The organism is Domibacillus sp. A3M-37 (genome assembly GCF_024213455.1).
In the GTDB taxonomy this organism is placed as follows: Bacteria; Bacillota; Bacilli; order Bacillales; family Domibacillaceae; genus Domibacillus; species Domibacillus tundrae.
In genome coordinates this window covers 369,904-383,307 of the sequence record NZ_JANAVL010000001.1, presented here as the reverse complement: position 1 = coordinate 383,307, position 13,404 = coordinate 369,904, and the positions used below count along the sequence as shown (strand labels likewise).

Annotated in this window: 12 protein-coding genes and 1 pseudogene; 12 read left to right on the top strand and 1 reads right to left on the bottom strand. The window is 45.3% G+C overall.

What is annotated here, in order from left to right:
* The first annotated feature begins 4 nt into the window (after window positions 1-4).
* The 6 genes and pseudogenes from NLX67_RS02015 (at window position 5) to NLX67_RS01990 (ending at window position 7,138) form a co-directional block, all read left to right on the top strand.
* A complete protein-coding gene (locus tag NLX67_RS02015) occupies window positions 5-241 on the top strand; it encodes a CsbA family protein (RefSeq protein WP_046178185.1) in 237 nt (78 codons plus the stop codon).
* 62 nt (window positions 242-303) lie between these two features.
* A pseudogene (locus NLX67_RS02010) lies at window positions 304-552 on the top strand (sulfite exporter TauE/SafE family protein); the annotation flags it as partial.
* A gap of 125 nt (window positions 553-677) precedes the next feature.
* A complete protein-coding gene (gene uvrB / locus NLX67_RS02005; protein ID WP_046178186.1) occupies window positions 678-2,654 on the top strand; it encodes an excinuclease ABC subunit UvrB in 1,977 nt (658 codons plus the stop codon).
* A gap of 10 nt (window positions 2,655-2,664) precedes the next feature.
* Window positions 2,665-5,517, top strand: a complete 2,853-nt coding sequence (gene uvrA, locus NLX67_RS02000) for an excinuclease ABC subunit UvrA (RefSeq protein WP_254310157.1) — start codon at window positions 2,665-2,667, stop codon at window positions 5,515-5,517.
* 67 nt (window positions 5,518-5,584) lie between these two features.
* Entirely contained in the window at window positions 5,585-6,763 is a 1,179-nt protein-coding gene (locus tag NLX67_RS01995) for a DUF4097 family beta strand repeat-containing protein (protein ID WP_254310156.1), read from the top strand.
* A 27-nt stretch (window positions 6,764-6,790) separates the two neighbouring features.
* Complete coding sequence (locus NLX67_RS01990) at window positions 6,791-7,138, top strand: phage holin family protein (protein WP_046178868.1); 348 nt, start codon at window positions 6,791-6,793, stop codon at window positions 7,136-7,138.
* 37 nt (window positions 7,139-7,175) lie between these two features.
* Here NLX67_RS01990 and NLX67_RS01985 read toward each other — a convergent pair whose 3' ends face one another.
* On the bottom strand, window positions 7,176-7,703 hold the full coding sequence (locus tag NLX67_RS01985; RefSeq protein ID WP_254310155.1) for an N-acetylmuramoyl-L-alanine amidase family protein: 528 nt from the start codon (window positions 7,701-7,703) through the stop codon (window positions 7,176-7,178).
* 126 nt (window positions 7,704-7,829) lie between these two features.
* Here NLX67_RS01985 and hprK point away from each other — a divergent pair, with 126 nt between their 5' ends.
* From hprK to NLX67_RS01955, 6 genes are all read left to right on the top strand, one after another.
* The gene (hprK, locus tag NLX67_RS01980; protein ID WP_046178190.1) at window positions 7,830-8,768 is read left to right on the top strand and encodes an HPr(Ser) kinase/phosphatase; all 939 of its coding nucleotides are present in this window, start codon (window positions 7,830-7,832) and stop codon (window positions 8,766-8,768) included.
* Between the two features lie 14 nt (window positions 8,769-8,782).
* Window positions 8,783-9,607: a prolipoprotein diacylglyceryl transferase gene (lgt, locus tag NLX67_RS01975; RefSeq protein ID WP_254310154.1), complete on the top strand. Its 825-nt coding sequence runs from the start codon at window positions 8,783-8,785 to the stop codon at window positions 9,605-9,607.
* Entirely contained in the window at window positions 9,607-10,548 is a 942-nt protein-coding gene (locus NLX67_RS01970) for a nucleoside recognition domain-containing protein (RefSeq protein ID WP_254310153.1), read from the top strand. The genes lgt and NLX67_RS01970 overlap by 1 nt, the downstream gene beginning before the upstream one ends.
* Window positions 10,545-11,201, top strand: coding sequence for a pyrophosphatase PpaX (gene ppaX, locus NLX67_RS01965; protein WP_254310152.1), 657 nt, complete (start codon window positions 10,545-10,547; stop codon window positions 11,199-11,201). The genes NLX67_RS01970 and ppaX overlap by 4 nt, the downstream gene beginning before the upstream one ends.
* Window positions 11,198-11,692 (top strand): acyltransferase, encoded by a 495-nt coding sequence (locus NLX67_RS01960; protein ID WP_254310151.1) that lies wholly within the window; start codon window positions 11,198-11,200, stop codon window positions 11,690-11,692. Before ppaX ends, NLX67_RS01960 begins: the two co-directional genes overlap by 4 nt.
* A gap of 161 nt (window positions 11,693-11,853) precedes the next feature.
* Window positions 11,854-13,287, top strand: coding sequence for a carbon starvation CstA family protein (locus NLX67_RS01955; RefSeq protein WP_254310150.1), 1,434 nt, complete (start codon window positions 11,854-11,856; stop codon window positions 13,285-13,287).
* Window positions 13,288-13,404: the final 117 nt, after the last annotated feature.

Below are 13,404 nucleotides of genomic sequence, written 5' to 3'. Positions count from 1 at the left end.
GATGATGGTTGATAAGATGATTCTGGCGCTGCTTATGCCTGCTTTGCTCGTTTTGCTTTTTTCACGCGTAACGTACAACCAGTTTCTCGGTCTTATTTTAACAGTCGCACTTATTGCCGCATCCGCCTATAAAGGATATACCCATACGTGGGAATTAATTATTATTGATGCTTTTTCACTAACAGCTGGTCTTTGGTTATCTAACCGGATGATGAAGCAGTTAAAAGTAAAGCTCAACTGACATCGAAAAATACTTCGGTGTTTTTTTGTTGTATTTTAATAGGGATTGGGTATGATTGAAGGCCGCTTAATAAGCTTGTTTTCAATAAATGGCTGGTCGCTGGACTCGCTTTCTTCGTTGGTATTGGCTCAGAGATTGTCGGAGCAGCTGGCGCATTTTTACTTGTACCGATTATGCTGGTCATCGCCAGCTTAATTGCGTCTCCACTTGGTGCAAAAGACGGACAAAAAATGAACGTCAAAATTTCACAAGGGCTGTTGGCGATCTTAATCGCTGGAACAGCGGTGAAAATTTGGCTGGATATTCTTTAAAAGGCAGCAATGGCATGTACTCCGAACAAGTGTGTGCTTTTTGTTGGCTTTTTTTGTTTCGATCATGTTAAAATGGGAAGTATAGTAGTAAGAAGAACGGATATGAGACAGAGGAGGCCTATGCGTTGGCGCAGGAATTTAACTTAGTTTCTAAATATAAACCGGAAGGCGACCAGCCGGCTGCAATCGCGGAACTTGTTACAGGGATCCGCAGTGGCAAAAAGCAGCAAACGCTGCTCGGTGCGACCGGTACAGGAAAAACATTTACGATCTCTAACGTGATACAAGAAATAAAAAAGCCGACGCTTGTCATTGCGCACAACAAGACGCTCGCCGGCCAGCTTTACAGCGAATTTAAAGAATTTTTTCCGGATAATGCAGTCGAGTATTTTGTCAGCTATTACGATTATTATCAACCGGAAGCGTATGTACCGCAGACGGATACATTTATTGAGAAAGACGCAAGCATTAATGAGGAGATTGATAAGCTCCGTCACTCGGCGACGTCTTCCTTATTTGAACGCGATGATGTGATTATTATCGCGTCTGTTTCGTGTATTTACGGCCTCGGTTCACCGGAAGAATATAAAGAAATGGTCATTTCGCTCCGGAACGGGATGGAAATCGCACGCAATGAACTGCTGCGGCGTCTTGTGGACATTCAATACGCACGAAATGATATTGATTTTAAGCGCGGGACATTTCGCGTGCGCGGTGATGTTGTAGAAATTTTTCCGGCATCACGGGATGAGCAATGCATCCGTGTTGAATTTTTCGGAGATGACATTGACCGGATCCGCGAGGTCGATGCGTTGACTGGTGAAATTCTTGGCGACCGCGATCACGTGGCCATTTTCCCCGCAAGTCATTTTGTTACACGGGAAGAAAAAATGAATATCGCCATCGGTAATATTGAACAAGAGCTGGAAGAGCGGCTGGCTGAACTGCGGGCCGAAGAAAAGCTGCTTGAAGCACAGCGTTTAGAGCAGCGGACGCGTTACGATTTGGAAATGATGCGGGAAATGGGCTTTTGTTCAGGTATTGAAAACTATTCTCGTCATTTGACTCTTCGACCACCTGGTTCAACGCCCTATACATTGATTGATTATTTCCCGAAAGACTTCTTAATGGTCATTGATGAGTCACATGTAACACTGCCGCAAGTGCGTGGTATGTACAACGGAGATCAGGCCCGCAAGCAGGTGCTGGTGGATCACGGCTTCCGCCTGCCATCCGCGAAAGATAACCGCCCGCTGACATTTACCGAATTTGAAGATCACATTAATCAAGTTGTCTACGTTTCGGCTACACCTGGTCCATATGAGCTTGATCTTACCCCGAAGATGACCCAGCAGATTATTCGTCCAACCGGCCTGCTTGATCCGACGATCGAAGTACGGCCGATTGAAGGGCAGATTGATGACTTGATCGGTGAAATTAATGAAAGGGTTGAGAAAAATGAGCGGGTGCTTGTGACGACATTAACGAAAAAAATGTCGGAAGACTTAACCGATTATTTGAAAGAAATCGGCATCAAAGTCCAGTATTTGCATTCGGAAATTAAAACGCTCGAACGGATTGAAATTATCCGGGACTTGCGCCTCGGCAAATACGATGTACTTATCGGCATTAACTTGCTGCGTGAAGGACTCGATATCCCGGAAGTCTCGCTTGTAACCATTTTGGACGCGGATAAAGAAGGCTTCCTGCGTTCTGAGCGGTCTTTGATTCAGACGATGGGCCGCGCGGCGCGTAATTCAGAAGGAAGAGTTATTATGTACGCGGACAAAATGACCGACTCTATGATAAAAGCCATTAGCGAGACGAAACGGCGCCGGGAAATTCAAGAAGCCTATAATAAAAAGCATGGCGTGACGCCAATGACGATTCAAAAAGATATTCGCGATGTAATCCGCGCGACACAAGCAGCGGAAGACACTGAAACGTACACGTCAAAAACAACTGGTAAAAAAATGTCGAAGCAGGAAAGACAAAAACTTATTATGAATCTCGAAGCGGAAATGAAAGAAGCGGCCAAAGCACTCGATTTCGAGAGAGCCGCGGACCTTCGCGACGCATTGTTTGAATTGAAATCAGAATAGAGGTGCTCATATGGCCATTGATCATATATCGGTAAAAGGGGCACGTGCCCACAATTTAAAAAACATTGACATTACGATTCCCCGCGACCAGCTTGTCGTATTAACGGGGCTGTCCGGCTCTGGAAAATCATCACTCGCGTTCGATACCATTTACGCGGAAGGACAGCGGCGCTACGTGGAGTCGCTTTCCGCTTACGCCCGTCAGTTTTTAGGCCAAATGGATAAACCGGATGTTGATTCGATCGAAGGGCTGTCGCCGGCGATTTCAATTGACCAGAAAACAACGAGCCGCAATCCGCGATCGACTGTCGGAACCGTAACTGAAATTTATGATTACTTGCGGCTTTTATATGCACGGGTCGGACGTCCTGTCTGCCCGATTCACGGCATCGAAATTACGTCACAAACGATCGGTCAGATGGTAGACCGTGTCATGGAGCTCGACGAACGGACGAAGATCCAAGTGCTCGCTCCAATCGTTTCCGGACGCAAAGGCACACATGCGAAAGTATTTGAAGATGTGAAGCGCCAAGGCTACGTCCGTGTCCGTGTCAACGGTGAGATGCGCGATTTAGAAGAAGAAATAGAGCTGGAAAAAAATAAAAAACATTCTATTGAAGTCATTATTGACCGGATTGCTATAAAAGAAGACGTGGGAGCACGCTTAGCTGACTCGCTTGAAACAGCACTTCGTCTTGGAGAAGGAAACGTTATTATCGATGTCATTGGCGAAGAAGAAATGCTCTTCAGTGAACATCACGCCTGTCCGCACTGTGGATTTTCGGTCGGTGAACTTGAACCGCGCATGTTTTCATTTAACAGCCCGTTTGGCGCCTGCCCGACATGCGATGGTCTTGGCATGAAGAAAAAAGTGGACGTGGATCTCGTTATTCCAGACAAAGGTCTTTCATTACATGAAAATGCGATTGCCCCGTGGGAACCAATCAGTTCTCAATATTACCCGCAGCTGTTAAAAGCTGTTTGCGCACATTACAAGATTGATATGGATACGCCGTGGAATGACTTGCCGGCTGAACAGACGGATAAATTATTAAATGGTTCCGGAAGGGATAAAATTCGTTTCCGTTATGAAAATGATTTTGGCCAAATCCGGGATAACTACATTCAATTTGAAGGTGTGCTCAGCAACATTGAGCGCCGCTATAAAGAAACAAGCTCTGACTACATCCGTGACCAAATGGAAAAATACATGGGTGAATCTAACTGTCCGGCATGTAAAGGCCAGCGCCTGAAAAAAGAAAGCCTTGCTGTGAAAATTGACAGCTTGAATATATCCGAAGTGACCGCTTTTTCCATTCAAGAAGCATCGGATTTCTTTAAAGACATCGTTCTGACGGAAAAAGAAATGCAGATTGCCCGTCTCGTTTTGCGAGAAATCTGCGAACGTCTCGGCTTTTTAATCAATGTCGGTCTTGATTATTTAACGTTGAGCCGCGCGGCGGGCACATTATCGGGCGGTGAGGCGCAGCGGATTCGGCTCGCCACGCAAATCGGTTCACGCCTGACAGGCGTTTTGTACATTTTGGATGAACCATCGATTGGTCTTCATCAGCGTGATAATGATCGATTGATTAAGACGATGCAAAATATGCGCGACATCGGCAATACGCTCATTGTCGTGGAGCACGATGAAGACACGATGATCGCAGCTGATTATTTAATTGATATCGGACCGGGTGCCGGTGTCCATGGAGGAGAAGTGATCGCGGCTGGAACACCAAAAGAAGTGATGGAGAATAAAAAATCGCTTACCGGCCAATATTTATCCGGTGAAAAATACATTCCATTGCCGGAAGAACGACGCAAACCGGATGGACGCTGGATTGAAGTGACAGGTGCGAAAGAAAATAACTTAAAAAATGTCAAAGCTAAATTTCCACTCGGTTTGTTTACTGCTGTAACCGGTGTATCAGGTTCCGGAAAAAGTACATTGATTAACGAAATTTTGTATAAGACGCTCGCCCAAAAGCTCAATAAAGCAAAAGCGCGTCCGGGTGTCCACAAAGAAGTAAAAGGGATTGACCAGCTGGAGAAAGTCATTGATATTGACCAATCACCAATTGGGCGGACGCCTCGTTCCAACCCGGCCACATACACAGGCGTTTTTGACGATATTCGTGACGTATTTGCACAGACAAATGAAGCGAAAGTACGCGGATATAAAAAAGGACGCTTTAGCTTTAATGTAAAAGGCGGCCGCTGTGAAGCGTGCCGGGGTGACGGGATTATTAAAATCGAAATGCACTTTCTGCCCGATGTGTATGTGCCGTGTGAAGTATGCCACGGCAAACGGTATAACCGTGAAACACTTGAAGTGAAATACAAAGGCCAAAATATTTCAGATGTACTTGAAATGACGGTAGACGATGCACTTATTTTCTTTGAAAACATTCCAAAAATCAGCCGAAAGCTCCAAACGATTGCAGACGTTGGCCTTGGGTATATTACGCTCGGACAGCCTGCCACAACGTTATCAGGGGGAGAAGCGCAGCGTGTTAAGCTCGCATCTGAATTGCACCGTCGTTCCAATGGCCGCTCGTTTTATATTTTGGATGAGCCGACTACCGGTCTTCATACCGACGATATTGCCCGGCTGCTCGCAGTATTGCAGCGCCTCGTAGAAAATGGGGATACTGTGCTTGTCATCGAACATAATCTCGATGTAATAAAAGCGGCTGACTACCTGGTCGATCTTGGTCCTGAAGGCGGGGATAAGGGCGGAACCATTGTGGCATTCGGTACACCGGAAGAAATTGCGGACACAAAAGAATCATATACCGGTTATTATTTGAAGAAAATTTTAGAGCGTGACAGGGAACGGATGGCTGTCCAGGCAAAATAAAAAATGAAACCTTTTGACAATGGATTCGTATAAACGAATAGGATATAAAAACGGGAGGTTCACATTTATGAGCGAAGAAAAGCTGCGAATTTTGAAAATGTTGGAGTCGGGGATTATTTCAGCAGATGAAGCAGTGAAATTGATTGAAGCATTAGAGAAAAGCAGCACAGCGACAAACACTGTTGCGGGTTCTTCGGCTAAATCAACGGAAAGCTTGAAAGGATTTGGCAGCATTTTTGAAGAGCTTGAGAAGTTTGGACAAAAAATAGCCGGTCAGCGCCCGAAAACTGAAACTGTCACCCAGTCAAAAGAGAAATTGTTTGAATTCATGCAGTCTGCTATGCAGCGCTTAAAAGATGTCGAGGTGCCGTTTGTTGGTAAAGGTGCTGAGTTCACCCACGTTTTTCATGAGCAAGGCATTGAACCGCGGCGCTTAAAGCTTGAAACAGCAAATGGTGCGGTAGCCATTCGTCCGTGGGATGGAGAAGGTGTTAAAGCGGAGTGCCATGTGAAAGTGTATGGTGCTGCAACAGAAGAGGAAGCACGAGAGTCATTCCTGAAAAACAGCATTTTTTATGCGCGTGAAGATAAGTTGTCCTTTTCTGTCGGCTTAAAATTGATGAAAACGGATGTTACGCTTTATGTACCATCTAGTGAGTTAGAGGATGTAACGGTCAAACTATTTAACGGCGCATTCGACATGCGTGATGTGCAGGCGGAGAAGCTTGAAGTTCGTTCCGGAAACGGAAAAATCGAATTAAAAAACAGTACAATCGCTGCACTTGAAGCGGAAACAGGCAATGGACCGATCCGTATTATCGACTGCGAAGGCGAACGGGCTGAATTAAACACGTTTAATGGCGCGATTCATATTGTCGGTACGTACCGTTTTGCTGATTTGCAGTCATTTAACGGAAATGTTCTATATGATGCAAAAACGGATAAAGCGGAAGCGGTTCGTGCAGAATCGATGACGGGCAATATTGAATTGTATGTACCGCAGGAATTGGCTGTAAGAGGCGAAATGCGGACAACAGCGGGACGGCTTACATTGCCGGAAACCGGTATGGCCAACGTAACAGAAAAAGACGAGCGCATTCAAAAATCATTAAAGTTTGAGAGTGATAACCTGCTTGATGGGCGCCAGCTCGTTGTGGATGCAGAAACAAAAACAGGCTCTGTTACACTGCGGATGGCGTCCTTGCGCCAGACACCGCCGGACGATTCATTTGGGGCAGGCATTTAATTTTAAAAGTAAGGGAGCGTTTTGATGATGGGCTGGCTGATTAGCGTGCTCATTAACGCAGTATTGTTTGTGGCACTGGCCGGTTATTTTCCGGGGCTGCATGTTAACAGTTTTTTAGATGCGATTATTGCCAGTCTCGTTTTGTCAATTTTAAATTTGATCGTCCGGCCAGTACTCGTTATTTTGACGCTGCCGATCACAATGATTTCACTTGGTTTTTTCCTGTTTGTGATAAACGCGATTACATTGCTTATGACAGACAGCATTATGGGTTATGCATTCGACATTGAAAGCTTCGGCCTTGCCCTCGTAATTGCGATCATTATGTCACTCGTCAATATTGTACTGCAAATGACCATTATACGAAAAAAGTAAAAGCAGGAAGCGGCCGCTTCCTGCTTTTTGCTGTGGGTCAATCCATTTTTTGAAGGGCGGATGCAATGGCATGTGCACATGTTTTTCGGTATGCTTTTGTTTTTAACAAAGCTGCTTCAGTTTGGTTGGTCATAAAACCAGCTTCGATTAAAATCGCCGGCATTTTTGTTTTGCGCAGTACATAAAAATTCGCTGTTTTTACGCCGCGGTCGTGCCGCCCTGTCGCCATAATGAGTTCACGCTGTACCGTGTTTGCGAAGGAAAGCGCCTTCACCGGCCGGGACGAGTGCACGTATGTTTCGATGCCATGCGGTTTTGTCCAGCCGATCCCAAATGCATTTGCGTGAATCGAAATGTATAAATCAGCATACGCCTCGTTTGCTTTTTGGACTCGTTCAGCAAGCGGTACATCACGTTCGTCTTCATGAACAAACAGTATGTCAAACGTTAATTCCCTTCGCAAAAACAAAGCTGTTTCATGGTTAAACTCATATTCTTTCATCCCATCCGGTGTTTGTTTTCCAGGTGTTGTCCATCCGTGCCCCGCATCAATCACTATTTTCATTTTTTTCCTCCTTTCTTTCGTTAAGTACAGAAGGATAGAGAAAATCGAAACCGAAACAGCAGTTTTTCAATGGAAACATGATACAATGGAGGCAATTCGTTTTGTGTGAAGAGGGAGGGAATAACAATGCCAAAAGTGCGTGCAGTAGATCTTTTGGAGAAATTCGATTTAGAGCTTGTCAGTGGTGAAGAAGGGCTTCATCGTCCGATAAAATTAAGTGACTTGTCACGACCGGGTCTTGAAATTGCTGGTTTTTTTGATTACTATCCAGCGGAGCGTGTTCAGTTAATCGGGATGACCGAGCTGTCATTTTTTCAGCGGCTCAGCCCGGGTGAAAAAAAAGAACGCATGGATAAGCTATGTGATTATGAAACGCCGGCCATTATTGTATCACGTAATTTGAGTGTTCCGGTTGAATTGATTGAAGCATCGGAAGCGTATTCGGTGCCGGTGATGCGGTCAAAAATGACGACAACGAAATTTTCGAGCCAGCTCACAAACTATTTAGAGTCCATGCTTGCGCCAACAACGGCCATTCACGGTGTATTGGTTGATATTTATGGCATTGGTGTGCTCATTACCGGCCAAAGCGGCGTTGGTAAAAGTGAGACGGCACTGGAACTTGTAAAGCGCGGCCATCGTCTTGTTGCAGATGATTGTGTCGAAATTCGCCAAGAAGACATTGGGCGTCTCGTCGGCAATTCCCCTGAACTGATTGAGCATTTACTTGAAATTCGCGGACTGGGCATTATTAATGTGATGACATTGTTTGGAGCGGGTGCAGTCCGTTCACATAAAATCATTACGTTAAATGTCAATCTTGAGTTATGGGACCCGGAAAAGCAATATGACCGCCTCGGCATTGAAGAAGACAAGCTGCCGATTTTAGATTCGGAAATCACAAAAATTACGCTGCCGGTTCGTCCAGGCAGAAATTTAGCCGTCATTATTGAAGTAGCAGCAATGAATTTCCGGCTGAAACGGATGGGTGTCAATGCAGCACAGGACTTTACAGATAAACTGGCCGGTGCAATTAACGATGCCGGTATTACTGAGAAGCAATAAGGGGTGGGGATGTTTTGGATTATCCGTTAAATCCGATCGCTTTTGAACTTGGCAATTTTCAGGTTCATTGGTATGGCATCATTATTGGGATCGGCATTGCGCTCGGTTTTTATTTGGCTTCAAAAGAAGGCGACAGAATCGGTCTGCCGCAGGAAACATTTTCAGATTTGCTTATTTGGGCAATTCCGATTGCTCTAATCTCGGCACGCATGTATTATGTGCTGTTTCAATGGGACTACTATTCACAAAATCCCGGCGCGATCATTCAGATTTGGAATGGCGGCATTGCCATTCATGGTGCATTGATCGGTTCTGTCATTACGGCGATTGTGTTTTCAAGAAAGCGCGGCATTTCGTTTTGGAAGCTGGCAGACATTGCGGCGCCATCGATTATTTTAGGGCAGGCGATCGGCCGCTGGGGCAACTTTGTGAACCAGGAAGCCCATGGGGGAGAAGTAACCCGGTCTTTCCTTCAAAACTTGCATCTCCCGGACTTTATTGTCAATCAAATGTATATTGACGGCGCATATTATCATCCGACGTTTTTATATGAATCCGTCTGGAATATTTTTGGATTGGCACTGCTGCTTTTCTTGCGCAAAGTTAATCCGAAACGCGGGGAACTGTTTTTGTCGTATGTGATCTGGTATTCCATCGGCCGCTTTTTTATCGAAGGCATGCGCACGGACAGCTTAATGCTGCCGGGTGACTTTTTGCGGATCGCGCAAGTATTGTCACTGTCGCTTATCGTCATAGCGGCTGCCATTCTTATATACCGCCGCGCGAAATACACACTGCCACGTTATGCGGATCAGACCAATCAAGGGAAGGCCGCATAATGAAGCAGACAGTTTTAAAAGGATTGCAGACTGGCCTGAATACAACATGGAAGCTCGGAAAGGTTATTTTTCCGATCACACTGATTGTGACCATTTTGCAGTTTACACCGGTACTGCCTTGGATTATCAGTTTGATCAGTCCGATTATGGGCCTTTTCGGTTTATCAGGCGACGCGGCCATTCCATTGGTCATCGGAAATGCCTTGAATTTATACGCGGCGATCGGAGCGATTTTGTCGCTGGAGTTGACGGTGAAAGAAGTATTTATTCTTGCGATGATGCTGTCGTTTTCGCATAACCTATTTGTTGAATCAACTGTCGCAATGAAAGTCGGCGTGAAAATATGGATTATTTTAGCGGTGCGTATCGGACTTGCGCTGACGGCTGGGATCGTCATTAACCTAGTCTGGCAGGGAGGCGGCGACATTGCTCAATATGGCATGGTCCCTGAAGTGACGGCTCAGCCGGAAACATGGGGCGCGATTTTGCTGCTTGGTTTGCAAAAAGCGGTTTTCGGCGTTTTACAGCTTGCCATGATTGTTATTCCACTTATGGTCATGATTCAAATTGCGAAAGATTTAAAATGGCTTGATGTGTTTTCAAAAGCAGTGGCACCAGTCACACGTTTTCTCGGCATGAAAGAAAATACATCTATGACATTGGCATCCGGACTCCTCATCGGTTTGGCAATGGGGTCCGCCGTGATGATTCAAGCGGTGGAAGAAGATGGTGTCAGCCGGCGTGACGTGACGCTCGCGTTTATTTTTCTCGTGGCCTGCCATGCTGTTATTGAAGATACGCTTATTTTTATTCCACTTGGAATTCCGGTTTGGCCGCTTTTTCTCATTCGAATCGTCACCGCCATCATTTTAACGATTGTGGTAGCGCGTCTCTGGGATCGGCCTGAACGGGCAAGAAGAAAGGAAACTGCACATACATGAAAAACATTACGACTTTATTATTTGATTTAGATGGTACGTTAATTAATACAAATGAGTTGATCGTTGAATCATTTCTTCATACGTTAAATCATTATTTTCCAGGGCAATATGAGCGTGAAGACGTGTATCCGTTTATGGGGCCGCCGCTTATTGATACGTTTGAAGCACTTGATAAAGAGCGCACGCCGGAAATGGTTGCCCATTACCGCGCCTTTAATCATGAAAAGCACGATTCGCTCGTCACTGAATTTCAAGGTGTGTATGAAACGATTCGTACGCTTCATGAAAACGGCTTTAAAATGGCGATCGTATCAACAAAAATACGTGAAACGATTATTAAAGGACTAAAGCTGACACATCTTGATCCGTTTTTTGATGTGATTGTCGGGCTCGATGATGTGGAAAATGCAAAACCGCATCCGGAGCCGGTGGAAAAAGCGCTGGCGGCTCTTGGTGTATCTCCGGAAGAAGCGATCATGATCGGCGACAACTATCATGATATCGAGGGCGGCCAAAATGCTGGCGTGAAAACAGCCGGTGTCGCCTGGTCGCTGAAAGGACGCGACTTTTTGAATACGTACAATCCGGATTACATGCTCCAATCAATGTCAGATTTACTCGACATTTTACAGGTCGGGGCAAAGCAGAAATGAGACGGACGAAACGGTATACATTAGAAGGCGGAGCTAATCCGCTTTTCCATATATACAAAACCGTTTCGTTCTGGAAAACATTCAAAAACACTGCAGTTATTGAAGCGGGACGATTTGTGCCATTTGCTCGCTTGAAAAACGCTTTATACCGGCGGCTCCTCGGTATGAAAATTGGTGATGGGACCGCTTTTGCGTATAAGGTCGTGCCGGACATTATGTTTCCGGAACAGATATCGGTTGGCCGGAACACAATCATCGGCTATAATACGACCATTTTAGCTCATGAATATTTAACAAGTGAATACCGGATTGGGCCGGTTGTCATTGGCAATAACGTAATGATCGGCGCCAACTGCACCATTTTACCCGGAATCGAAATCGGTGACGGAGCCGTTGTATCCGCGATGACGCTTGTGAATAAAGATGTGCCGCCTGGAGCGTTCGCCGGCGGAAATCCAATGATCATTAAACCTGTTTCAGCAAAAAGCTGAAACAGGTTTTTTTGTTGTTATTGCAGAATAAAATGTAAAAATAACGCTGTTAATAAAGAAAATGTGACAAATAGACAGATTTTTTAAAAAAAGGTTGTATTTTAATTTTTCGGAATATAAAATGATAAAACACTTAACGTTTACATCAGGGGGTTTTAGACGTGATTACATTTTTATCAGCTATCATTTTGCTCGTTTGCGGTTATCTCTTTTATGCAAAATTTGTCGAGCGCGTATTTGTCATCAATGATGCACAGCCGACGCCGGCTTATGAGAAAACAGACGGATTGGATTATGTACCAATGTCATGGTGGAAAGGCTGGTTTATTCAGCTTTTAAATATTGCGGGGCTTGGCCCGATTTTTGGCGCTGTAGCGGGTGCGCTTTACGGACCAGTGGCGTTTATTTGGATCGTGGCCGGCTGTATTTTTGCGGGTGCAGTACATGATTATTTTTCAGGCATGCTGTCATTGCGGCATGGAGGTGCTCAGTTTCCGGCACTTGTCGCAAAATACTTAGGCAATACAGTAAAATCAGCAGTGAATGTCATCTCACTTATTTTAATGATTTTAGTAGCGGCTGCTTTTACAGCAGGACCCGCGCAGCTTTTAACACAATTAACACCGCTTAGCTTTACGGCTGCTCTTATTCTTGTTTTTACCTACTTTTTATTGGCAGCTGTGCTGCCGGTTAATCAAATTATCGGAAAAATTTATCCGATTTTCGGTGTTATTTTGGTCGTCATGGCAGTATCGATTGGTGTGGCTCTTTTATTTGGCGGCAAGCCAATTCCGGAACTGACGCTTGCAAATCTTCATCCAGGTGAGCTGCCAGTTTGGCCGCTCATTATGGTAACCATCTCATGCGGGGCCATTTCTGGATTTCATAGCACGCAAAGCCCGATTGTTTCTCGGACACTAAAAAAAGAATCTGAGGGCCGAAAAGTGTTTTATGGAGCAATGATTGGAGAAGGCGTCATTGCATTGATCTGGGCAGCCGCCGGGATGACTTTCTTCGGCGGAACAGCCGGTCTTCAAGAAGCATTGGCGGCAGGCGGTCCGGCCAGTGTCGTCAATGAAATTTCCGTTTCGCTTCTTGGTACGTTTGGCGGCATCCTAGCAATTCTCGGTGTCATCATCTTGCCAATTACGACAGGCGACACGGCGCTTCGCTCATCGCGGATGATTTTGTCAGACTGGCTTTCTGGTCTCGTCAATATGGATCGGAAAGGGATGGTGCTGATTATGACGATTGTTGTCAGCGTTCCGACATTTTACTTATCGACTATTGATTATTCGTTTTTATGGCGGTACGTCGGCTGGTCAAATCAAGTCGTTGCGACGGTTATGCTTTGGACAGCGGTTTCGTACTTGTTAAAAGAAGGGAAAAATCACTGGATTGCCGGTGTCCCTGCGATGTTTATGACAGGTGTTGTGTGTACGTATATCTTTTACGCGCCTGAAGGATTTGGCATGGCGTATGGCGCATCGATGGCGATTGGCCTCACACTTGCTGCGATTGTGATTGCTTTATACGTAAGACAAATTTTCCGGTTTAAACGAATGGAATCGGATGTATCTGTTTCAGCTTCGTAAAAACAAAGGCGCTCCGCAACTGCGGGGCGCCTTTGTTCACTTTTTTCGTGTACCAGCACAATGGTGCTGCCATTAAAAATAGTCAACTGCTTTTCATTATTTTTCTTGCCGGCAGAC

Bases quoted from the DNA above. Each gene is read 5' to 3' on its own strand.
- NLX67_RS01990 (WP_046178868.1), top strand. From the start codon at position 6,791: ATGGGCTGGCTGATTAGCGTGCTCATTAACGCAGTATTGTTTGTGGCA.
- ppaX (WP_254310152.1), top strand. From the start codon at position 10,545: ATGAAAAACATTACGACTTTATTATTTGATTTAGATGGTACGTTAATT.
- NLX67_RS01970 (WP_254310153.1), top strand. From the start codon at position 9,607: ATGAAGCAGACAGTTTTAAAAGGATTGCAGACTGGCCTGAATACAACA.
- NLX67_RS02015 (WP_046178185.1), top strand. From the start codon at position 5: ATGGTTGATAAGATGATTCTGGCGCTGCTTATGCCTGCTTTGCTCGTT.
- hprK (WP_046178190.1), top strand. From the start codon at position 7,830: ATGCCAAAAGTGCGTGCAGTAGATCTTTTGGAGAAATTCGATTTAGAG.
- NLX67_RS01995 (WP_254310156.1), top strand. From the start codon at position 5,585: ATGAGCGAAGAAAAGCTGCGAATTTTGAAAATGTTGGAGTCGGGGATT.
- NLX67_RS01985 (WP_254310155.1), bottom strand. From the start codon at position 7,703: ATGAAAATAGTGATTGATGCGGGGCACGGATGGACAACACCTGGAAAA.
- NLX67_RS01960 (WP_254310151.1), top strand. From the start codon at position 11,198: ATGAGACGGACGAAACGGTATACATTAGAAGGCGGAGCTAATCCGCTT.
- uvrA (WP_254310157.1), top strand. From the start codon at position 2,665: ATGGCCATTGATCATATATCGGTAAAAGGGGCACGTGCCCACAATTTA.